This is a genomic window from Exiguobacterium marinum DSM 16307, from assembly GCF_000620845.1.
Lineage (GTDB): Bacteria > Bacillota > Bacilli > Exiguobacteriales > Exiguobacteriaceae > Exiguobacterium > Exiguobacterium marinum.
On record NZ_KK211189.1, the window covers coordinates 1,831,874 to 1,853,133 of the forward strand.

General features: G+C 45.2%; 23 protein-coding genes and 1 tRNA gene. 11 read left to right on the top strand and 13 right to left on the bottom strand.

Features of this window, described 5'->3' with window-relative positions; translation table 11 throughout:
* Positions 1-87 precede the first annotated feature (87 nt).
* Complete coding sequence (locus P400_RS0109755; RefSeq protein WP_026826013.1) at positions 88-390, top strand: hypothetical protein; 303 nt, start codon at positions 88-90, stop codon at positions 388-390.
* Positions 391-791: 401 nt separating this feature from the next.
* Here the strand turns inward: P400_RS0109755 and P400_RS0109765 are convergent, their stop codons facing one another.
* The 5 genes from P400_RS0109765 to P400_RS0109790 form a co-directional block, all read right to left on the bottom strand.
* Positions 792-1,316 carry an LptM family lipoprotein gene (locus tag P400_RS0109765; protein ID WP_026826015.1) on the bottom strand — a complete coding sequence of 175 codons (525 nt, stop codon included), beginning with the start codon at positions 1,314-1,316 and terminating at the stop codon, positions 792-794.
* A gap of 141 nt (positions 1,317-1,457) precedes the next feature.
* Positions 1,458-1,883, bottom strand: coding sequence for a hypothetical protein (locus P400_RS0109770; RefSeq protein ID WP_026826016.1), 426 nt, complete (start codon positions 1,881-1,883; stop codon positions 1,458-1,460).
* An 89-nt stretch (positions 1,884-1,972) separates the two neighbouring features.
* Positions 1,973-2,737: a DUF817 domain-containing protein gene (locus P400_RS0109775; RefSeq protein ID WP_026826017.1), complete on the bottom strand. Its 765-nt coding sequence runs from the start codon at positions 2,735-2,737 to the stop codon at positions 1,973-1,975.
* 8 nt (positions 2,738-2,745) lie between these two features.
* Positions 2,746-3,606, bottom strand: a complete 861-nt coding sequence (locus tag P400_RS0109780; RefSeq protein ID WP_026826018.1) for a metal-dependent hydrolase — start codon at positions 3,604-3,606, stop codon at positions 2,746-2,748.
* 200 nt (positions 3,607-3,806) lie between these two features.
* Positions 3,807-4,814 (bottom strand): helix-turn-helix transcriptional regulator, encoded by a 1,008-nt coding sequence (locus P400_RS0109790; protein WP_026826019.1) that lies wholly within the window; start codon positions 4,812-4,814, stop codon positions 3,807-3,809.
* A 116-nt stretch (positions 4,815-4,930) separates the two neighbouring features.
* Here P400_RS0109790 and P400_RS0109795 point away from each other — a divergent pair, with 116 nt between their 5' ends.
* Positions 4,931-5,776, top strand: a complete 846-nt coding sequence (locus P400_RS0109795; RefSeq protein WP_026826020.1) for an alpha/beta fold hydrolase — start codon at positions 4,931-4,933, stop codon at positions 5,774-5,776.
* Positions 5,777-5,808: 32 nt separating this feature from the next.
* Here the strand turns inward: P400_RS0109795 and P400_RS0109800 are convergent, their stop codons facing one another.
* From P400_RS0109800 to P400_RS0109830, 7 genes are all read right to left on the bottom strand, one after another.
* Positions 5,809-6,222 (bottom strand): hypothetical protein, encoded by a 414-nt coding sequence (locus P400_RS0109800; RefSeq protein WP_026826021.1) that lies wholly within the window; start codon positions 6,220-6,222, stop codon positions 5,809-5,811.
* Between the two features lie 95 nt (positions 6,223-6,317).
* The gene (locus P400_RS0109805) at positions 6,318-7,736 is read right to left on the bottom strand and encodes a glycoside hydrolase family 32 protein (protein ID WP_026826022.1); all 1,419 of its coding nucleotides are present in this window, start codon (positions 7,734-7,736) and stop codon (positions 6,318-6,320) included.
* A 19-nt stretch (positions 7,737-7,755) separates the two neighbouring features.
* Positions 7,756-9,186 (bottom strand): sucrose-specific PTS transporter subunit IIBC, encoded by a 1,431-nt coding sequence (locus P400_RS0109810; RefSeq protein ID WP_026826023.1) that lies wholly within the window; start codon positions 9,184-9,186, stop codon positions 7,756-7,758.
* Between the two features lie 2 nt (positions 9,187-9,188).
* On the bottom strand, positions 9,189-10,127 hold the full coding sequence (locus tag P400_RS0109815; RefSeq protein WP_026826024.1) for a carbohydrate kinase family protein: 939 nt from the start codon (positions 10,125-10,127) through the stop codon (positions 9,189-9,191).
* Between the two features lie 109 nt (positions 10,128-10,236).
* Entirely contained in the window at positions 10,237-11,226 is a 990-nt protein-coding gene (locus tag P400_RS0109820) for a LacI family DNA-binding transcriptional regulator (RefSeq protein WP_026826025.1), read from the bottom strand.
* 47 nt (positions 11,227-11,273) lie between these two features.
* Positions 11,274-11,750 (bottom strand): GNAT family protein, encoded by a 477-nt coding sequence (locus tag P400_RS0109825; RefSeq protein WP_026826026.1) that lies wholly within the window; start codon positions 11,748-11,750, stop codon positions 11,274-11,276.
* 87 nt (positions 11,751-11,837) lie between these two features.
* Positions 11,838-12,701, bottom strand: a complete 864-nt coding sequence (locus P400_RS0109830; protein WP_026826027.1) for a cation diffusion facilitator family transporter — start codon at positions 12,699-12,701, stop codon at positions 11,838-11,840.
* 181 nt (positions 12,702-12,882) lie between these two features.
* Here P400_RS0109830 and P400_RS0109835 point away from each other — a divergent pair, with 181 nt between their 5' ends.
* The 6 genes from P400_RS0109835 (at position 12,883) to P400_RS0109865 (ending at position 19,366) form a co-directional block, all read left to right on the top strand.
* Positions 12,883-13,194: a hypothetical protein gene (locus P400_RS0109835; protein WP_026826028.1), complete on the top strand. Its 312-nt coding sequence runs from the start codon at positions 12,883-12,885 to the stop codon at positions 13,192-13,194.
* Between the two features lie 40 nt (positions 13,195-13,234).
* Positions 13,235-14,026 (top strand): class I SAM-dependent methyltransferase, encoded by a 792-nt coding sequence (locus P400_RS0109840; RefSeq protein WP_026826029.1) that lies wholly within the window; start codon positions 13,235-13,237, stop codon positions 14,024-14,026.
* Positions 14,027-14,164: 138 nt separating this feature from the next.
* A complete protein-coding gene (locus P400_RS0109845; RefSeq protein ID WP_026826030.1) occupies positions 14,165-16,558 on the top strand; it encodes an immune inhibitor A domain-containing protein in 2,394 nt (797 codons plus the stop codon).
* A 107-nt stretch (positions 16,559-16,665) separates the two neighbouring features.
* A tRNA-Thr gene (locus P400_RS0109850) sits at positions 16,666-16,736 on the top strand.
* 207 nt (positions 16,737-16,943) lie between these two features.
* Positions 16,944-18,137: a hypothetical protein gene (locus P400_RS0109855; RefSeq protein WP_026826031.1), complete on the top strand. Its 1,194-nt coding sequence runs from the start codon at positions 16,944-16,946 to the stop codon at positions 18,135-18,137.
* Between the two features lie 533 nt (positions 18,138-18,670).
* Entirely contained in the window at positions 18,671-19,366 is a 696-nt protein-coding gene (locus P400_RS0109865; RefSeq protein ID WP_026826033.1) for a queuosine precursor transporter, read from the top strand.
* A gap of 39 nt (positions 19,367-19,405) precedes the next feature.
* On the opposite strand, the gene P400_RS0109870 is transcribed toward P400_RS0109865, so the two are convergent.
* Positions 19,406-19,654: a hypothetical protein gene (locus P400_RS0109870; RefSeq protein WP_026826034.1), complete on the bottom strand. Its 249-nt coding sequence runs from the start codon at positions 19,652-19,654 to the stop codon at positions 19,406-19,408.
* Between the two features lie 147 nt (positions 19,655-19,801).
* On the opposite strand from P400_RS0109870, the gene P400_RS0109875 reads away from it, so the two are divergent.
* The 3 genes from P400_RS0109875 to P400_RS0109885 all read left to right on the top strand — a co-directional run bounded on the left by P400_RS0109875 (position 19,802) and on the right by P400_RS0109885 (position 21,221).
* A complete protein-coding gene (locus tag P400_RS0109875) occupies positions 19,802-20,158 on the top strand; it encodes a PilZ domain-containing protein (RefSeq protein WP_026826035.1) in 357 nt (118 codons plus the stop codon).
* Positions 20,159-20,242: 84 nt separating this feature from the next.
* Entirely contained in the window at positions 20,243-20,884 is a 642-nt protein-coding gene (locus P400_RS0109880) for a hypothetical protein (protein ID WP_026826036.1), read from the top strand.
* 64 nt (positions 20,885-20,948) lie between these two features.
* Positions 20,949-21,221 (top strand): hypothetical protein, encoded by a 273-nt coding sequence (locus P400_RS0109885; RefSeq protein WP_026826037.1) that lies wholly within the window; start codon positions 20,949-20,951, stop codon positions 21,219-21,221.
* Positions 21,222-21,260 lie beyond the last annotated feature (39 nt).

The window sequence follows — 21,260 nt, forward strand, 5'->3', positions numbered from 1 at the left end:
TATGTGAATAGAAACAATTTTCAGAAATTAATGTGGATCACAATGTATGCTATCATGAATTTGTAGAAATATTTAGGAGGTTGAAACATGTGGATTATATTTGGACTAGCAGCGATTGGAGCCACGCTTTTGAACTTGACTGTCTTTATGATGGAGAAAGATTATAAACTGACAATGGCAATCGCCTTATCCTTGACTGCTCTCACGCTATGCGCCGAGTATAGCTTGCTCAATATGTGGGTGGAGTCTGAGGACTGGGCTGCCATATCGGATGTCGTACCCGGCATGTCGCGTGCGCTATGGTTCTTGACGATTGCCGCAATTTTCTTGAATCTCCTTCCGATATTTTTAGAGAGAAAACGGACACGCATGATGCAATCGAAAAAGTAAATAATCATAAGTGGAGCGTGACTATGGAAAATAAATTATTTGCGACTTTCGCTAACCCTTTTGGAATTCTCATTTTTGTAGTGATTGCATTTTCATTTTTATACCAGGCCACATCACGTCTCTTCTCGTCTCACTACATATTGTTCGTAACAAATATGGTAGGAGGACTAGCTTTTATCAGCATCATGCTACTTTTATCGCGTACATATAAGAAAAAATGACAATAAAAACGTGTACGAAGCTATGTTTTTAGCCTCGAACACGTTTTCGTTTAACAATGATTCGATGTCACAACCTACATTCATTGCTACACGTGCAAATTCAGTAGATGCTTTATATGTCAACTTGACCAAAAATGTCGAAAAATTCCGCACTTAAGAGCGATGTTCCTACTTACTCAACTACTGTAACTCACTAATCACTGTAAAAATTCGCATATATGCATCTAAAACATTCCGCTCGGTTACTTCGTTGTCGTTCAACTCAAAACCCCAGAATTGAAACTGTTCCTGGTCAATTTGCAAATAACCAGCGACATAGTCGCCTGGAATGTCTGGTGCATCATTATAAGTCATATCTTCAAATACGAATGGAAGATAGCTCTTTTTCGTACCGATAAAGAAGATCGGGATACTTAAAGCTGTATAGACTTCTACATATCTCTCTTGATCCGCTATATCAAATTGACTGTTCATGATCCAGACGGCATCATATGCAGAAGAAATAGTATTGATATTCTCTAACTCTTGAAAAGATATCGTATTGAATTTCACCTGTTCTAGTTCAACTTCCGGTAGTTCCCCGATCACGGCGATATGTAAGGGTTTTCCACTATACAGTTCGATTGGCATCTGTTGCGATGCACCCAATCCGCAGCCACTCAAGGTCGCAATCAATAAGATCAAGCAAATAAGCATTTTCTTCAACTCAATGCCCCCCATGATGATTCATACGTATAATATACCATTTACCCTTTAATTATTTACATCTTTCTCCTTTTTTCATACATTTTCAAAAGTGAATTCAAAATTGACGAATTCTAATTTAAGTAAGTATCCGTCACCTCATCAATCCTCTAACTTGGTTGAATACAATAATTCACCATCTCGTGTGCGCAACTCATAATCGATTCCTGATTGCATCTGCTTCGTCATCGTCGCGCGACATGTAAACACATATCCTGGACCATATGTAACGTCCGGAATTTCCTTGAAGTCGTATGACCGCTCACCGAACCACAGCGTCACGTTCGATGGGCCTTTCGATGATCGGTCATCAACGACATAACACTCTCCGGTCTCGACGATGTAATTCGTCGTCATGCGGTCATACGTTTCCATACCTGCCATTCCAACAAGAACAATTGACGCGATGCCCGCGAGAACGGCTTGGCCTAATTTTACACGATTGCGTGTCTTGCGCCAATCCATCCAATAGATGACAAGTGAACCTAGACACAATAATCCAATCAACCAATAGAATACAACCTCCAACAACCCAATCACCTCAATCTTTAATACGAATTCCCTCGAAAAAGGATTCGATTCTTCTTCTCAATCAAAAAACTCGACACAAGTCGAGTTTAAGTTATTTCATATTCCAGTTTTCGCTTTTGCCAAGCGACAAGGAGGATGCTGATGATGACGAGTAGGAACCATGACGACAGTTTACCTAAATCGACGAGGGCCCAACCGTTCAACTGATCCGGATACGCCCAGCCGTTGTAAAAGGTGACAATATTTTCTGCCAGCCAGATGAAACAAGCAATCAAGAAGAACGATAGGACGACCGGCATCTCGAATCGACGGTCATCGAGTTTATACGAGACAATCGAACGGCCGAACGCCAAAAAGATGAGTGCGATCAATAGCCATCGTAGGTCTAGCCACACATGATGCCAAAAAAAGTTGAAGTAAATCGTGATGCCAAGTCCGAAGGCGATGATCGGGTTCGGCATTTTCGTGAACTGTAAATCGAGACGACGCCACGCCTGAACGACATAACTTCCGACGCTCGCATACATAAATCCGGCATAGAGCGGGACGCCCCACACTTTCGTGAACGCCTCATCTGGATAACTCCATGACCCCATCTGCACTTTGAATAGTTCAAGACCAAGACCGATGACATGGAACCAGCTGATGACCTTCATTTCTTCCATCGTTTCGAGTCCCGTTTTCACGAGGACCACTTGGACGAACAAACACCAGATGAGTAAGACGTCATATCGAGGAAGTGGCAACTCGACAAACTTTGTGACGGCAAGCGCACCAAAGATGGCGACCGGAAAGATACAACTGAGTGCCTGTTCGTAAGCGAAGATAAAGAGATAACGTATACGTCCCATCCGTTGCCCTACCTTTCGATATATTCGTATAAAAATGAAGACTCTCCGTCATAAAAACGTGGGTCAAAGACGCCGAGCCGTTCTTCGTCTGTCACGATGACGACGAACGGTGACCATTTTGTCAGAGTAAGCGCCTCTTGATTCGCTTCAAACAATGGCTCAAGACTCGTCTTTTCGGCACTCGTCAATTCGTATTGCAAGGTCGCTTCTTGATAAATGGAATCTTTAAAGAGCGATACGTTCTCGTCAGTCTTCGTGATGACGGTGAACTGAGTTGGGATAAATGAAGCCGATAGCGCCACTTCGTCATGTTCATCTGCATATGTCTGATACAAGTAAGCTCCTTGCGCACTTTGAATCGCGACATACAAAACGAGAGACGCCCATGCATACCGATATGTCTTATAGCGGACTTCTTGTTTACGGGCGACGAGCCAGGCGACCAAGAAGATCCCCCAAAAGACGAAATCCACAATTGGAATCACACCAAACGTAATCCTCACGTCCGAGAACGGTTCAAAGTAGCCCGTCCCCCACGCATTGAACAAGTCAGATGTGTTGTGTATGAACACGGACAACAGTGCCCACCAAAAATAGCGGATATCTGTCACGCGAAAGAGAAGACGAACGAGTATGTAGATGAGCAAGGCAAAGAGCGGGACGAGGAAAATCGAGTGGGTGATGCCGCGATGCCACATCTGATACATGCCTTCTGTGTCCCATAGCCGAGAAATCACATCGCTGTCCGGGATTTGGCTCCCGACGAGTGTCGTGACGAACAAGGCTCGTTTTTCATGTTGTTGTAAATCACGTTTATCGGCTGCACCATATAGTGTCAAACCGAATAACGTATGCGTAATCGTATCCACGTTCTACCTCCATAGCGAAAGAGACATCTCCCAGTCCTGGACGATGTCTCTTCTTATTAATTCTCTTTATCCATTTTCATGGCGCGTCTTGCGACGATCGTTACGAAAATGACAGCGACAATCGGAATGATCAATGGCATCCAATTCAACATCCGCCTGTCCCCCTTCATCTAGTGTCGCAAGCAGTATAGCATATCTGCTTACTCGATGGATGAATGAATGCTTGTATATTCATAAGTAGTTGCCATCTTCTCAATCGTGGCTTTCATATGGTCACGAAGTGTGAGCGGTTCGACCACTTCTACTTGTGCGCCTAATGAGAGCAACCAGTAAATGAATCCGTCAGATACGGCCGCATCGAAACGGATGAGGAATCGTTCTTCATATTCCGACACAGAAACGTCCTCCCCTAACTTATCAAAGATGACCGGGAGTACTCGTTCGTCTACAGACAAGACAATTTGTTCGTCAGAACCGTTATACATATTGAACGACTTTTGATAGTAATCATCAGGTAGGTGATGTTTCGGACGGATGGTGCCGTCTTCCACAATCTCTGAGTTGACGATTCGGTCGACCCGGTAGTTTCGCACTTCTCCAATCGATTCGTCAATACCGATCAAGTAATACTGCTCGTGATTCCAATGCAAGTCAATCGGATTGATGACGTATCGTTCTCCGTCACGGCGAAGCGGGAACGTTCGTTTCGTCACATCGAATCCGACGACATCTGTATACTGGAACGAGATGGCTTTTCGCTCATGAATAGCTCGTTGGATTCGGTCGATATGGTAAGGAATGTGTCCGTGTTTTTTCTTCGGCGTCTTGATGATCGATTGTAGCGTCTTCGCTTCAGGGATACTCGTCAGCATTTGAAGCTTCTCTACGATTTCCTCGGTCACGTCTTCCGAGATAAATTTCGCTGCGACAATCGCATCGACCATCATCCGAAGTTCATGAATCTCAAATAAGCGGGCCGAATGCCAATATTTTTTGGCGAGACCATTCTTCTCCAATTCATCCTGCACTTCAAACCCCGAATTATTCAGTGCCTGGATATCGTCTTTCACCGATTTTTTTGCTAACTTAGAAGTATCTCCAATCGTTGACAAGTACTCGAGCAAATCTTCTAGTGTCTTTGGATTCGCTTCGTCCGTGTAACGTTCGAAGAAACGTCGAACTTCAAGTAACCGCTCTCGGTTATTCACGGTTCTATCCCCTTTCGTTTCTCTATCTAAATTATGTATAAACAGACATTATCATTTTATTTCCACGAAATAAAGGTATTTTCCATTACAAACTGTTTAAGGAGGCGCCATCTCTAGTGAAATATTATGCACACGTCAACGGCTCAAAAATCGAATATATAGACCGTGGTCACGGTCCCGTCATCGTACTGATTCATGGGACCCAATCCTCAAGTCTAGAACCATACCATGTGGACCAACTCGTTTTGTCCGGTTTCCGGGTCATTGTCCCATCTCGGCCTGGATATGGAGAAACTCCCTACTCTTTTTCAGCATCTCCTCAAGCGTTTGCGACACAACTCCATCACTTGATGCAGATGCTACAGATTGAGCGGTATCATGTCTATGGCATCTCTGCAGGAGGACCGACCGCCATCGAGCTCGCTTCACAGAATCAGCGTGTACTCAGCTTGACACTCGCTGCCGCTGTGACGAGTGTCGTCGATTTTCCATATCGGGACACGGTCAGTCGAAATGTTGTCCAACCCGCATTTATCGCACTTCAATACATCATGAAACAGTTCATCGCTCGTGCCATTCAAAAACATCCATTCGAAGCGACAGCCCGTATGATCCAATCGACAAGTGTGTTGGCACTCGAGACGATTCGAGAAGAGGTGTCACCCTACGACATCTTCCTCCTTAAACGTGTCGCGAATCAGATGGCGTTTGGACTCGGTGCACAGTTCGATTTGAAACAACGTGTTTCAAGTGAGGTCTTACTCGGTGTCACCTGCCCGACCTATATCGTCCATTCCAAAAACGATAAGGCCGTTCCGGTTCGCCATGCCCATTACGCGAAGCGCTTAATCCCACATGCTCAACTATCGATTCTGAACAGTCCCGGTCACTTGATTTGGGTCGGACGGCACGCGAGAAAGTCAGAGCGACAAATCGAACGATTCATCCGATTTAACTCATAAAGCATCTCAACACAAGAGGTGCTTTTTCTCTATTAACCATCCAATCCCAAAACTTGTATCAAATGATTGGTCGTATGTTCTGGCAATTTCCATAGACTGCCTGCTCGATTAAATCCCGCGAGTACACTTGGACGGTTCAATTGACCGAGCCAAAGCTGATAACGCTCTTTCTCTCCACCTTTATATTGCACCGTAAGATCAAAATCGGGTGCCACTTCGATTTCGATTTCTTCGATTTCTTCTGAACTTCGTAGCATTTCCGCGAACACCTTAACCTGATCCAATTCGTGAAACTCTAACGCTACTTCTGGATTGAATGTTCCACGCTCCGTTGACTCCGCCACCATCACGCGTTCCATTTCTTCTCGTTCCAGTTCTTCTGTATCGATTTTATAAGACAATGTCGCCTTACGAATTTCACCTGCCCACCGAATCCATTTATCCATCATTTCACTCCTCTCGTCTAATGTACGTATTATCAATCAAAACGGTTTCAACATTTGCAAAATAAAAAAGCCGAGCAATCGCTCAGCTTTTACACTCATTCATATTTCCAACCAACCAAAGTTGCATCCTCTCCGACATAGCGAATCCGTTTCTCGTCATCATTTGGGAAAACACGAAGCGTTGCCACGGCGTCACCGTCGTTGACGAAACATTCGACACTCGACGAGTCGACGAACAGATGTAAAGATGTGACATCGAGCACTATTGTTCGGGTCGTCCCGAACTCGGTTGCGAACGGTTCACCCGCATTCGTCCGATCGATGGTCAATTCCTGTGTTTCTTTCTCGTACCGAATCACGAGCGACTCATCTTCTGTCTTCAACAGTTCGAGCTCGAAGTCTTCTCCGGACGTCGACAATTCCAATTCATAACGTTCGGGCGAAATCACTTCGATATGCGCGCCTGATTCATTTACGAACTGATTAGTTCGAAGTTGCTTCATTTCAGGGACTGGTCGTTGCTTCAATACGCCATTTTCAAGAGACAGCTCTCTAGGTAGCGTCAATGCATGCGCCCAGCCGTACCGGTCTGTCGGATATTCAATCTCCGGTAAGCCCATCCAACCGACTAAGATGCGACGGCCATCATGCTCCGTCGTTTGCGGGGCGTAAAAGTCAAACCCGAAGTCCAATTCTTCGAATGCACCGTGGTTGAATGTACTCGTATTCAAGTCGAGGTCACCGGTCAAATATCCGGACTGATAGATGTTGTGGTAGCGATGACCCTCGGGCTTGATCCCTTGCGGAGAAAAGATGAGCACGTGTTTCCCGTCAAGTTCGAACACATCAGGACATTCCCACATGTAACCAAACTCTTCGAGTTCGGTCTTTACTTCACCTAAAAACGTCCAGTCATTTAAATCTGTCGAACGATATAAGACGACACATCCCGTCTCATCCGTGCGTTGCGCACCGACAATCGCGTAATACGTTCCATCTTCTTCCCACACCTTCGGGTCACGGAAATGTTCCGTATAGCCTGCTGGAATATCCGGGATGGCCACATTGCGACGTTCAATCATCCCGTCACGCAATACACCGATAATTTGCGAGGCGTGACGCGTCCAATCGTCTGTGCGATGATTCCCGGTATACATCACATGAAGGGTGTCGTCTACAACGAAACCACTTCCAGAGTAGGCACCGTGGGAATCTTCTTTCGTTTCAGGGACTAACGCCACCCCGCGGTCTGTCCAATGGACGAGATCGGTTGAACTGACATGGTACCAATGTTTGAGACCGTGAACTGGCCCTAGCGGAAACCATTGATAAAATAAATGGTATTCTCCATCGTAATACGTGAAGCCGTTCGGGTCGTTGAGGAGGCCCGTAGGCGGCTGGATGTGGTATCCAAACCGCCATGGGGATGCGGTCGTCTTTGCACGGAGCACCTCCATCTCGAGGGCGCTCACGTCACGGAGTGAACGATAACGTTCGGCCTTCGTCCAATTCATAGTGTCACTTCCTTTTTCGTTACGCGGCTTGTTTGACCGCTTCTTTTTTTGCTTGTCGTTTCGCAAGGATGAATGTCAACCCGAACGTCACAGCGAATGCAATCGCCATGCCAATGATATACGAGATGATTGACCCCGGTGCGATTGAGATGATCCCTGGTAATCCAGCAGCACCAAGCGCTACTGCCAATACGTCGTTTCCAACGATGAACGCGGACGCGATGGCTGAACCGACGATGGCTGCAACGAACGGATAACGAAGTTTTAAATTGACCCCGAACATGGCAGGCTCTGTGATTCCAAGTAATGCTGAAATCCCTGATGCAGAAGCTACACCTTTCATCTTCTTATCGCGAGTCAAGAAGAAGACCGCAAGAGTAGCCGCTCCTTGCGCGACGTTCGACATTGCAGCGATCGGGAAGATGAACGATCCGCCTGTTTCGGCGATATCAGCGAGAAGCTGTGTCTCAATCGCAATAAAGCTATGGTGCATCCCTGTGATCACGATTGGGGCGTAGAGAAGACCCATGATCAAGCCACCGACGAATCCGAGTGAATCATACGTCCACACCAATCCATCAATGATTAGGTTCCCTGCTTCACGTGTGATTGGACCCACGAAAGCGAACGTGATGAACGCTGTGAAGAGAAGTGAAAGTAATGGCGTAAGCAAGATGTCAAGTGACGCCGGCATGAACTTCCGGATGTTGATTTCAAGCTTCGATAAAATATACGTCGAGACGAGGACTGGTAAGACTTGTCCTTGGTATCCTAACTTTTCAATCTCAAGACCGAAGATGTTCCAAACCGGAATGTCTTCAACCGTTGCCTGTGCATATGCGTTAATCAAGTCCGGGTGAACCATGATCATTCCTAGTGCCGCACCAAGATATGGATTACCACCAAACCGCTTGGCTGCGGAGAACCCTATGAGTACTGGTAAGAAGACGAAGGCAGCGTTTGCGAACGTATTGATCATCGCTGCGAGATCCGCCATGCCTGGATACTGATCAATCAACGATTGTCCGTCAAAGAACAAATCCGGTGCCGTCAATAAGTTGTTGATCCCCATCAAGAGACCGCCGGCGACGATGGCCGGGATGATTGGAACAAAGATATCCGATAACATTTTGACGAACTGTTGGAGCGGGTTCATCTTTTTCGCTCCGGCTGACTTCACGTCTGTCGTTGACATGTCTCCAAGACCAGTCATCTGTGAGAACTCGGCATATACCTTGTTGACCGTACCTTGTCCGATGATGATTTGGTATTGTCCTCCCGTAGAGAACGTCCCTTTGACAACATCGAGTTGTTCGAGAGCTTTCTCATCGACCTTCGACTCATCGTTCAATACGAGTCGAAGGCGAGTCGCACAGTGGGCGGCTGCCGCAACGTTTTCTTTCCCACCAATCGCCTCTAAGATCGATGCTGCTTCTTTTTTGTAATCCATTTTCATTTCCCTCCTAACGTTTCATTTACAAGTTTTCGTGATGGAATGGCTGGTATAGCGCCGTATGCCGTACAAGTCAATGCTCCTGTTACGTTTGCATATTCAATGTCAGCCAGTAATCGCGCCGAATCAAATCCGAGTGTCGCCAAACGATACAAATAGGCACCGACGAACGCATCTCCCGCTCCCGTCGAATCGACACTGTCGATTGAGATTGAAGGAACGATTTCATGATGCGCGCTTGTCGCAATCAACGTCCCACGAGACCCTAGTGTGATGGCAATCTGTTTTGCACCTAATTCAAGCAGTGCACGAACAGCGTCTTCTAGTTGTTCTTCTCCGGTTAACAAGTGTGCTTCTTCTTCGCTCAATTTAATGAAGTCCGATTCCGCGATGAAGTGTCTCGCATCTTGTTTAAATTGCTCGAGGTCCGTGATCAATGCATCTCGATAGTTCGGGTCGAACGAGATAAACAAGCCATCCCGCTTTGCAAATTGCAATAACTTGAAGTACGCGTCTTTCAATTTTCCATCAAGTAATGCTGTCGCCGAGCCGAAATGAATGATGTCTCCTGACTCGATTACCGATAAGTCGATCGACTCGAAAGCGAACTCTCCGTCACTTCCGCGACGGAATGTGAAGTCCCGCTCTCCGTCTTCTTGAATCGATACGAATGCAAATGTCGTATTTCCAGATTCCACAAGGTTTTCTGTTCGGACGCCGTTCTCGATTAACGTCTGTTTCAAGAAGAGACCAAACGGGTCATCTCCAACCTGTCCGAGGAAACTCGATTGTCCCCCGTGCTTACTGACGACTGCCGCGACATTCGCAGGTGCGCCTCCTGCTTTCTTGACGAACGTCGTCCCTTTAACGAGATCGCTTGACGCATCTTCACATACCCAGTCAATCAACAATTCGCCGATACAATGTACGGTGTTCATATCGTCCACCTCCATAAATCATAATAAGTTCTAAGTATGATTGGTACCGGTTCCAAAATGATTTAAAAAAATGTTACGGAACCGGTTCCGCAACACGAATATAAATCATTTATTTTATATTGTCAACGCTTTCGCGCACTTTTAATTCGAAATTTGTGAACGTTTTCATCGGAACTTGTTCACCATGTAAAAGTTGCAACATCATATCGGCTGCTTTAGCACCAGTTCGGCGATATGGAAGATGGACGGTCGTGATGGATGGATGTAAGACTTCCGTAAAATCGTAGCCTCCGAATCCACTGACAGAAACATCATTCGGGACAGAGATGCCACGATTCGCCAATCCTTTCAATACGCCAAGTGCGATGTTGTCTGTCGCACAGACGATGAGAGAGACTGAACCGATATCATTCGCTAATTGTTCCCCGATTGGAATGGCGTCCTCAATCTTAAACGTCGTTTGAATGACTTTGACGTGTGCCCCCGACTCATGAAACGCCTTTAAAAATCCGTCGCGGCGGTCTTGGCCGACCGCGATATCCGATTCATATACTCCGACATAGACTACGTCTCGATGACCCCACTCCGTGAATTGTGTACCAAGTGCAAAAGCCGCTTCATGGTCCGGATATACGAGGCTGTGCACCTTGTCATGCTGCTGACCAATCAGTAAGACAGGGATTTGAATCGCTTCAATTGCCTCAAGGTGACGCTCTGTGACCGTTGTCCCAAGCCAAATGATCCCTGCGACCTTTTGTTTGGTCAAGTTGTATAACTGTTCGATTTCACGCTCTGTCTGCTGTGCCGTATTGACGACGAGCATCTGATACCCTCGATCAGTAAGCCGTTCGTCAATTCCCATCATCGTCCGCGAGGATGCATATGAATCGAGCCGTGGAACGATGACACCAATCATCTTCGTCTGTTTCGACTTGAGACTTTGCGCGAACTGATTCGGTTCATAATTCGTCTCTCGAATGACCCGGTCGAGTTTTTCTCTCGTCGCCTTGCCGACAGAACCTCCGTTCAAATAGCGCGAGACTGTACTTTTTGCGACTCCTGCGAGCTCGGCGATATCTTTAATGGTGACTTGTTTCATCCTTACCCCTCCATATGAAAAAAGCTGACGTGCGAGACGCCGTCAGCTTAATGGTTTACTACATATCGTTTCTTAAAATTTAAATAATACAGGCCGTTCCGCTTTTCGAATCCATTTCGCAAAAGGACTTGTTGCATCTCTTGTTGGTGAGGACTCGTTGGTGGAATGCCAGCGCGGACGGTCTGTCCGTCTAATAACTCCGAATCTAGTAAGGCAAGACGTAGCCCTTCAGTCGCATACCCTTTATTTTTATACGGATCAAACACCATCAGGTCGAGTTGATATACTCTAGCAAGCTTGAGCAACAATACTTTACCGACAAGTTCGTCGTCGACCATCAAATCATAATAAAAGTCTTCTCCATAGCTGTGCTCTTTTGCGTGATAGAGTTGTTCTGTCCCCATCTCTTCAAAGATGCCTTTCAACTCTTCGGCAGAAACACCATATGAGTTTTCTCCGTATTTTTGAAAGTGTTCATATTCGATCTCATCAATTTGGCGAATAGGTTGACGCACGATGTTCATCCCGTGCCCTCCTTAACTAGTAGTTCAATATCTGTCTGCGCTTATTATAAACGAATCTACTCATGAAGCGCAAAAGATAACCGAACGTCATATCGGTTCAATATGAATATGAACCGAGTCGACAGCATGTTGTTCATCCAGTTTCCGTTCGATTTCGTCACACAATTCATGAGCCGAATCCACCGTCAAATCCCCATCAACTGCAATTGTCACGTCGAGCATCACGTGATTCCCTAAATGTCGTCCTTTGATTTCACGGACTTCTTTCACCCGTTCGAACTGTTCGATTGTCTCCTCATATGATTCCACAAGATGTGGCGGGAACCCATCTGAGAGTTGATGTGTGGCATCTAAGAAGATTTGTATCGCTGTGCGGATAATCATACCGGCAATGACAACTGCCAAAACCGTGTCCATCCAAGGGAGCTGAAAATATGCGAATAGAACACCGAGTGTTGCCCCAATCGAAATCATCGCATCTGCCAAGTTATCTTTCGCCGCTGCCTTTAGCGCCAGTGATTTTGTTTTCTTCGAAAGATTCAAATTGAAGCGATATACAGCGAACATGACGAGCGCACTGACTAACGCGACGACGGCTGCTAATGGGTTCGGTTCTGCATATTCTCCTCCGATTAAGTTAGACAGGCTATTGAAGAATACAAAGATACCGACTGCAACCATGATCAATGAAGCAACCAACGCCGAGATTGTTTCCATCTTCGCGTGTCCGTATTTATGTTCAGCGTCTCGAGGAAAAGCCGCAACCCGAATTCCGATATATACGGCGACCGACGCGATAATATCTGTCGTATTGTTGAATCCATCGGCTAGCACAGCCTCAGATTCATATAGATAACCAAAAAATACTTTTACTATAGATAAGATCAAATAGGTTGTGATCGATACAATCGCTCCTTTGAGCGCTTTTGGTGGATGATTTGTCGTTTCCATCCCCCCACCTCCTTTTTAGCTCAGTTAGTATAGCAGGTGAACTTCATGTGGGGATAGAGAAACAATGTTTCTTACAGCCAAAATAAATGGAATAAATTCCCGGTAGTTTCGTTTAACAAATTTTATGGTAAAGTAAACAGGAAGAGACCTTAGGGTTAAACCGTAAAAAGAGGTGAAACAAATGTTTACAGAACGAGATGGAATCAAATTAAGATTGGAACAAATTGACAGATTACTCGTCGATTTGAATCGCGAGGCGAAGCAATTGATGGCACGCCTTCGCGAGTTAGATGCCTCTGGAGAAAATCCGCATGAAGTATCCTTGAAACCTGAAGAACGAGATACGTTGAAATCATCAATCGATGAGACGCTTGAAGCACTGCAAAGCCGTTCAAAGCGTCCGGTGAACGTGAACGATGAGAAGAAGAAAGAACTTGCTTCTCATAAAGCACTTATCGATGAACTATCAGACTTACTCAGTAAGAAAAAATGAGACGCAGCGGCGTCTCATTTTTTATGGAGGAGCTAGTAACATGTATATCGTAACCACCTGTTTACGCCCGACAGACGAAGTTTTGTCTCGGGCGCATAGATATGCTGCAGAGTACAAGTTGAAGTTTGTCGATCGACGCAAACATTCGATTGATGAGCTGAAGAAACGCCATCACCAAGATGTACTTGTATTTGATAAACGACGCGTCGAATACACACCACTGCACAGTACAGAACCATTCTTTTTTCATCCTTCTAGCTCGGTCTTTCGAGTGAAACAACTTAGTCGTGGTGGAACAGATCCACTCATTGATGCATTACAAGCTAAACCGGGTGATCGAATGTTAGATTGTACGCTCGGTCTGGGATCGGACAGCATCGTCATGAGCCATGCAGTCGGCACAACAGGAAAAATGGTCGGAATCGAAAGTCAATTTATCACGGCGCAACTCGTTCGAGAAGGCATGGCCGTTTGGGTAGAAAAAGATGAGCATGTGACTGAGGCGATGCGCCGCATTGAGGTCGTTCACGCCAATTCACTCGACTATTTGAAAACGTGTGCGGAAAATTCGTTTGATTGTATTTACTTTGATCCGATGTTTGAAAAAACGATTTCAGAATCGGTTCATTTGAACCCACTTCGCTCGATCGCTGACACTTCTCCTCTCACTCAAGAGTTGATTGCAGAAGCAAAACGAGTAGCCAAGAAACGAATTGTCTTGAAGGCGCATTTTGAGAGCGATACCTTTGAACGCTATGGTTTCACTCATATAAAACGTAAAACGTCGAAGTTCCATTACGGATATATCGACTTGGAGTCTAAGTCTATTTAGTTCATATTGACTAAATAGGTCATTAGACTCCTTTTTTGTTTATTATTTTCTGAATATTGACATTAATCAGACACAAAAGGTACATTTACATCAAGCTCACACATTTTCCCATTATCTATTTACAGGAGGTTCACACAAATGAAAAAACGTTCTATTCGTCGAACGACACTCGCGGCTCTCATGACTTCTGCCATGACAGTCAGTATCGTTCCGGCTGCAGGTGCTGCCCCTTTAGCGGTTGCGCCACCCGGTCCGGCAACGAGCGAACTCGCTCCGTTCGACCACAACATTATCGACGAAGACCGTCTCGCGAAAGCGCTCGAGAAACGGGGCGTCATCAAAAAGGGGTTATCTGCATCTGAACGTATGAAAGCGGTCGACGCATATATCTCGAAAAAGCAAGGTGCAGCAAAAGATCCACATAAGCATGATGAAAAACTGAATGAAAAGGCTTCAAAAGCAAAAGAGAAGGTACATACTCAATTCGAAAAAGAAACAGAACGAATTCTCGACAAAGCGAAAAAAGGACAAGCGAACTATCGAAAAGGAAAACCAAATGGTCAAGTAAAAGTATCCCCTGCACAACAGTCTGCATACAACGGAGCTGTTCGTGAAGACAAAGTCCTCGTCCTTCTCGTCGAGTATAGCGACTTCAAACACAACAACATCATCCAAGAACCGGGCTATATGTATAGTGATAATTTCAGTAAAGAACATTACGAGAACTATATGTTTGGTGACAAGTCATTCGAACTCTTCAATGGAGAGAAAGTCCGGACGTTCAAACAGTATTATGAAGAACAATCAGGTGGAAGCTACACAGTTGATGGTGAAGTTTCTGAATGGTTGACCGTTCCAGGGACTGCGAAAGACTATGGGGCGGACAAAGGTGATGGTGGACACGATAACGTCGGGCCTGGTCCACGTCAACTCGTCAAAGATGCGTTGAATGCAGCGGTCGCATCTGGTATCGACCTCGCAGAGCACGACCAATATGACCTTTACGACTTAGATGGAGACGGCGATTTCAACGAGCCGGACGGTCTCGTCGATCACTTGATGATTATCCACGCAGGTACTGGTCAAGAAGCTGGTGGCGGTGCGCTTGGTGACGATGCGGTTTGGTCACACCGCTGGGTTCTCGACGGTGTATATCCAGTAGCCGACACAGAAGCTACAGTTCCTTACTGGGGCGGAAAAATGGCTGCGTACGATTATACGATTCAACCTGAAGATGGCGCAGTCGGAGTCTTCGCACACGAATTTGGACATGATCTCGGTCTTCCAGATGAGTACGATACGCAGTACACAGGTCAAGGTGAGCCGGTACAGTCATGGTCTATCATGAGTGGCGGTAGCTGGGCCGGTAAAGTCGCAGGTACGGAACCGACAAGCTTCTCACCACAAAACAAAGAGTACTTCCAAAAAATCATGGGTGGAAACTGGGCGAACATCACAGAAGTCGACCTTGAAGACATCAACTCACAAGGGTTCGTCTCACAACTCGACCAGTCTGTGACGAAATCAAACAACCCAGGCATCGTCAAAGTCAACCTTCCTGATAAGAAGATAAAAGGAATCGAACCAGCTTATGGCGATCGCTATTACTACTCGACAAAGGGTGACGACATCCACACAGAGATGGCGACACCAAGTGTGAAACTCGGTGCTGACGGAGTCCTCACATTCGATTCATTCTATGAAGTCGAATCTGACTATGATTACTTGTACATTAAAGCCCTCAGCGGTGGTCAAGAAGTCGTTCTCGATGTATTCGGTGACGACGTCAACGGTGCAAACGAAGCAGGTTACCCTGCTGAGACGACGAACGGTGCATGGGTCAACAAATCATACGACCTCTCACAATTTGCTGGACAAGATGTTCAAATCGTCTTTGAATACGTGACAGACGGCGGCGTCGCGATGAAAGGCTTCGCAGTCGACAACTTGTCAATCAAATCAGAATCAACAACGCTCTTCGCAGATGATGCGGAAGGCGCTGAAGCCGTCACTCTCGATGGATTCGTTTCTTCAGACGGATACGATTCAAAACCACACTACTACTACCTCGAGTGGCGTAACCATGCCGGGTCGGATATGGGTCTTCTCAACGGCCGTGGCGTGAAATACAACACAGGTCTAGTCGTATGGTACGGTGATGACTCGTATACAGACAACTGGGTCGGTGTCCACCCTGGTGAAGGCTTCCTCGGTGTCGTCGATTCACATCCACAAGCGCTTATCGGTAACTTGAATGGACAACAGACAGTGACAGGTAGCACACGTTACCAAATCGCTGACGCTGCATTCAGTCTCGATAAGACGCTCGCTTGGTATATCGATTCACCAAGTCGTGGTATCTATGACTACAAAGCACAAGCTGGCGTGAAGCAGTTCAATGATGCGAATTCGTACATCAACTCACTCATTCCAGATGCAGGACGTAAACTCCCGCAATACGGCCTTGTCATTGACGTAGTCGGTGAAGCGAAAGACAACTCTGCAGGTGCTGTGTGGATCCGAACAAAATAAGCATGATTCATCCGACCTCTAGTCTTCGGTTACCGAAGACTAGAGGTCTTATTATTCTGAAAAAGCTTGAAAAAGGCGATTAACCTGTGTAACATAGTGGGTGTAACGCCTCTGTAGGTTAGTGGCAGACCTCAGCAATGGTAATGCTGCAGCACGAGTTCGATTCTCGTCGGAGGCATCAAGAATACCGCTTAACAATGCGGTTTAGGGCACTTCCTGTTTCTTGCAGGAGGTGCTTTCTTTTTGGTGTGGCACAAAAATGGCACAGTTTTCGTTTTTCGGTGTCGCGAGCGCAATTTTGTTGAATCGAAACTTTATTTAACAAATATAGGTATATATACTATAGATGGTACGATAGTTCTGATAATAAGAAAGGGGTAGGAACATGCCTTCGCAATTTCAAATTTTAACAGCAATCGCATTTACAGTCGCTGTCATCGCAGGGATTGCTAGACACGATTATTGGAAAAGAAAAAACGATTACACTGGTAGCGTTGAGGTTAAAAAAAGATACAAACGTACATTACGTAGAATCAATGGAGTGTTAGTCGCTTCAATCCTCTTTGGTTTTGTCTTCACTTTTATGCAACCGGACGAAACTGTTAAGCAAACTGACAAGGTCGAAAGTGAGTCATCAGCCACTCTTGAAGATGATAATGAAGATACAGCTACCGTCGATACTAATTTAGTGATGGACGAACTCACGCCTTTACCAAAAGTTCCTGCTGAATATACAGATCGATACAACGAAGTAAATGAAGTTATTACGCGGACCGACGCCCTTCTCACCCTCATTAAGAAAAATATGAGCGAATGCGATGGACCATGTAGCGACCTCCCTTTGGAAGAAATCCAAGCTCGTTTCGATGCGATGGAAGAATTGATCACCACTTCTCGCAACCAATTACAGAAAGCGTCTGAGATTGTGAATGAGATGGCACTAAAAGACGCGGTCGAGTTACACACGCAAAATTTGTTTGAACTTGAAGAGGACTTGCAGGCAACGGCATATTCACTTGAAACAATGCAACTCTCCGACACTTGGGAGAGTTGGGACGAGCCGGTTGAATATACAGAGAGCACACGTACGAAACGCTTATATAAGATTCAATTAGAAGATACAATTCTACAAGTCGATAGCAGAAGCGAGTTTAATGACACGGTCGCATACACGCAAGATGAAATGAACAGCGCGTTCCACATCACTAGTTATATTGATCGTATGTTATTTGATATTTCCGCTGCGAAAGACTTCTTAAGAACACACGAACCTAGTTATGTTCCTCAATCTATCGAAACTATATTTCAAATCGCAATCAAATACGAGAGCGACTTAAAATATGCGATTGAAAACACAAGGGATGAACGAGTTACGAAAGAATACAGCATCGCACTCGAAAAAACAGAAATCTTATTGGGAGCATTGCAAGGTTATGAAGAATTTACTTCACGATACTCAGCTACTCAATCTGAACAAGATGAACTGATTACGTTACTCTCGGATATGGAATCCTCTTTAACCTTTGAGAAAGGTTATATCGAGTCAGTGATATCAGATTCTCCCCTTACCTACAACTAATTTTGTGCACAGCATTGTGCACACTTACCGCTCATGCACAGGCGAAATCATAGTATTAAACACCAATAACTTACAATAATGACTTACAGAATAGCTCAACCAAGCCATACCTCTCCTGAATATTCTCCCACTAAATCCCAAAATGGAAATGGTAATGCTGAAGCATGAGTTCGATTCTCGTCGGAGGCATCAAGAATACCGCTAAACCAAGCGGTTAAAAGCACCTGCCGAGCTTTTTCTTCGGCCGTCGAGGCCTCAGAAAAAGACAAACGGCCGCCAGATGACGACCGTTTGCGTTGCTCGCCCGACGACGCCTCGACTCCTGCAGGAAAGCGTGGGCGCCAAAAAGGCGAGCGATATTATTCATGTTAGTCAACAAGCTGTACTTCCTGAATGTTTCAGGAGGTACTTTTTGATTGCTGGTACACATCAACGAGAACTTCTTCATCCCCCCTCACCTTGACATCATTTCCGTTCCTCTATAAACTTGAAAAGTTGAAATTATTGAATAGTTAAAGGAAGGAGCATGATTCATGCTAAACGAATGGTTATGGATTCCTTCCGCCATCCTTACACTCGGTCTTCTCGTCGTTAGCTACAAATTATTTGGTCGGGTCGGACTATACGCTTGGATTGCGATGGCTTCTGTCGTCGCAAATATTCAAGTCACGCAACAGATTGTAATTGGCGGATACATTTTTACGCTCGGTAACATCGTCTACGGTTCGCTTTACTTAGCGACGGACATTTTGAATGAAAAATACGGGCGAGCAGTTGCCCGAAAAGGGGTATGGCTCGGATTTTTCATTTTGATCGTCTCAACGGTACTCATGCAGTACGCCCTTTTGTATGAACCGTTTGAAGAGGCGCTCTTCATGCACGAGAGTTTTGAGGCACTCTTCTCGATGCTACCATTGATCACACTCGGTAGCCTTGCCGCCTATTTAGTCTCTCAGTTGTTCGATGTCTTCGTCTATTCGAAAATTCGCGCAAAAACGGGCGAGAAAAAGCTATGGCTCCGGACAACCGGTTCGACCGTATTATCTCAATTGATTGATACGTTCACGTTCTGTATTATCGCTTTCTGGGGGATGGAATGGGACATTTGGTGGAATATCTTTATCACGACGTACGTGGCGAAGTTTGTAATTGCATGGATGGCTACACCATTCATGTATTATGCAAAACGGACAAATCCACAAGACGAAACAAAACAAGATGCTGCATAAGAAATGCCGTAACTTCTCGTTTGAAGTTACGGCATTTCTTCATGGTCGTTCGATTTGGATACGCACAGCATAAGGCCGAGCGGCTTCAATCGACGTCTCATCTCGACAAACTGTGATGGCCTTAAACGCATCAATGGCGACCGCCTCGATCGTTTGATCATTCATTTCAACTTCAAGAATGGTATAGACAGGCAAACGCTCAAGTTTAACCCATTCCCCGTTATGTTTTTTTTCGTAGATGACTGGTGATTGAATCGCGTATCGCCGGAGTAAATCATGGACATTCATCTGATCTCCTCCCTGTTCAAAACGTACACTTATTATAGAAAGCGTTTTCACTTTTGTAAAGCAAGTACATAATAATTTTATAAGCATTTCCTCTTCATTTTTAATTATCCAGTACCGATATAACGAGTAGAGAAATGGGGTGAATTGATGCGTTATCGCAGACAGGAAACTTTCCGCTATATACTACCAAATCCGCGTATAATTCCTTACAAACTGATTTGGGGAGACAAAGAATTATATGATGGCGAGGGGCTACTTCTCAATGTAAGTTCTCACGGATTAAAATTACGCTCGGATTATCTTTTTCCACTTTCTAATGACTTACAAGTACATTTTGTCCTCGATCTCGTTCCAACTCTCCAACCGATCGAACTGATTGGATACGTTAAACATCGCAATCAATTGGGAACTCTTTATGACTATGGAATCATGCTTGATATAAAAATGGAAGAAACCCAACAACTCGTCACGATGATTAAAACGTATGCACGTGAAAATAAATGAGAACATGCATGATGCATCTTCTCATTTTTTCGTGTTTACAAAAGAGGGTATACTACAACTATCAATCATTGGCGAGGTGTTCGTATGACTAGAAAATTTTTATTGATTCCATGGGGGGCGGCCATCGCGTTGGCCATCTTAGGTCAGAACGTCCCGTTTGACGGGCGCTTTCTAATCGACTTTTTGACTTATAATACCGATGCGTATGAAGGCTATTCTCTCTCACTCTTTAGTATCTTAGGTGTGTTTCCGTTAGCGATGTTCCCGCTTCTTTGGTCAGAAGTGAATCAGCTGAAGCCGAATCCGCTCATCGCTGCCATCAGTAGTTTTTTCGTAGGTGGCTTCTTACTCGCTCCTTATTTGGCTTTTGCGAGACAATCTCCTTATCCGACCCCGGTCAAACCGCTTCCGACGCGTATCCTTGGTGTCGTGTTGCTATTGGTGACGATCGGACTGTTCATCGCTGCCGCGAATACGGGAAATGTCTCAGAATATTGGTCGTATGTAGAGAATAATCAGTTTGTGCGAACAATGACCGTTGACTTTTTCTTATTGGCGTTCATTCAAATCACATTAATGAATCGGGATGCGAAACGCTATAAGATGAGCCTTTGGCCACTTCCGTACATCCCGCTGTTCGGCTTAATCTTCTGGCTCATCATTCGACATCAGAAACCGTTTAACGAAGCTCCTCCGAAGCGCGAACGTGTTGAAATGCAACATTGATGTCCCGTTTTGTCTCATAAACGGCTATACTAAAAATTAGATTTGTTATAAAGGAGACCATCACATGCGCTATTTTCAGGTCACATCTTATGTGACTGTTAAAAATGAAGTACTCGAATTGAATGAATATGCTAAAGTGCCAAATCAAAAAGTAGATCAATTTTTAAAAGAAACACTAGAGCTTGATCTGTATGATGACCAGGTGACATTGCGTGAATGCGTTGTCGCAAAAGGAAAATGGGAATGTCCCGTCGGTGATTTTATCATCACAGAACATACGGATGAGAAAAAGTTCAATCGTCTACAAAACAGCCGTTCCTCAAAAATGACAAAGTAACCTCTACACCAAAAACCTCCTCGCCGATTCAGACGAGGA

What these genes read in the sequence shown, in the direction of transcription:
- P400_RS0109825 (WP_026826026.1), bottom strand. Translation starts at nt 11,750, where the DNA reads ATGAACATCGTGCGTCAACCTATTCGCCAAATTGATGAGATCGAATAT.
- P400_RS0109800 (WP_026826021.1), bottom strand. Translation starts at nt 6,222, where the DNA reads ATGGATAAATGGATTCGGTGGGCAGGTGAAATTCGTAAGGCGACATTG.
- P400_RS0109870 (WP_026826034.1), bottom strand. Translation starts at nt 19,654, where the DNA reads ATGAATGTCCATGATTTACTCCGGCGATACGCGATTCAATCACCAGTC.
- P400_RS0109840 (WP_026826029.1), top strand. Translation starts at nt 13,235, where the DNA reads ATGTATATCGTAACCACCTGTTTACGCCCGACAGACGAAGTTTTGTCT.
- P400_RS0109865 (WP_026826033.1), top strand. Translation starts at nt 18,671, where the DNA reads ATGCTAAACGAATGGTTATGGATTCCTTCCGCCATCCTTACACTCGGT.
- P400_RS0109845 (WP_026826030.1), top strand. Translation starts at nt 14,165, where the DNA reads ATGAAAAAACGTTCTATTCGTCGAACGACACTCGCGGCTCTCATGACT.
- P400_RS0109815 (WP_026826024.1), bottom strand. Translation starts at nt 10,127, where the DNA reads ATGAACACCGTACATTGTATCGGCGAATTGTTGATTGACTGGGTATGT.
- P400_RS0109755 (WP_026826013.1), top strand. Translation starts at nt 88, where the DNA reads ATGTGGATTATATTTGGACTAGCAGCGATTGGAGCCACGCTTTTGAAC.
- P400_RS0109805 (WP_026826022.1), bottom strand. Translation starts at nt 7,736, where the DNA reads ATGAATTGGACGAAGGCCGAACGTTATCGTTCACTCCGTGACGTGAGC.
- P400_RS0109885 (WP_026826037.1), top strand. Translation starts at nt 20,949, where the DNA reads ATGCGCTATTTTCAGGTCACATCTTATGTGACTGTTAAAAATGAAGTA.
- P400_RS0109810 (WP_026826023.1), bottom strand. Translation starts at nt 9,186, where the DNA reads ATGGATTACAAAAAAGAAGCAGCATCGATCTTAGAGGCGATTGGTGGG.
- P400_RS0109875 (WP_026826035.1), top strand. Translation starts at nt 19,802, where the DNA reads ATGCGTTATCGCAGACAGGAAACTTTCCGCTATATACTACCAAATCCG.
- P400_RS0109775 (WP_026826017.1), bottom strand. Translation starts at nt 2,737, where the DNA reads ATGGGACGTATACGTTATCTCTTTATCTTCGCTTACGAACAGGCACTC.
- P400_RS0109835 (WP_026826028.1), top strand. Translation starts at nt 12,883, where the DNA reads ATGTTTACAGAACGAGATGGAATCAAATTAAGATTGGAACAAATTGAC.
- P400_RS0109830 (WP_026826027.1), bottom strand. Translation starts at nt 12,701, where the DNA reads ATGGAAACGACAAATCATCCACCAAAAGCGCTCAAAGGAGCGATTGTA.
- P400_RS0109820 (WP_026826025.1), bottom strand. Translation starts at nt 11,226, where the DNA reads ATGAAACAAGTCACCATTAAAGATATCGCCGAGCTCGCAGGAGTCGCA.
- P400_RS0109880 (WP_026826036.1), top strand. Translation starts at nt 20,243, where the DNA reads ATGACTAGAAAATTTTTATTGATTCCATGGGGGGCGGCCATCGCGTTG.
- P400_RS0109855 (WP_026826031.1), top strand. Translation starts at nt 16,944, where the DNA reads ATGCCTTCGCAATTTCAAATTTTAACAGCAATCGCATTTACAGTCGCT.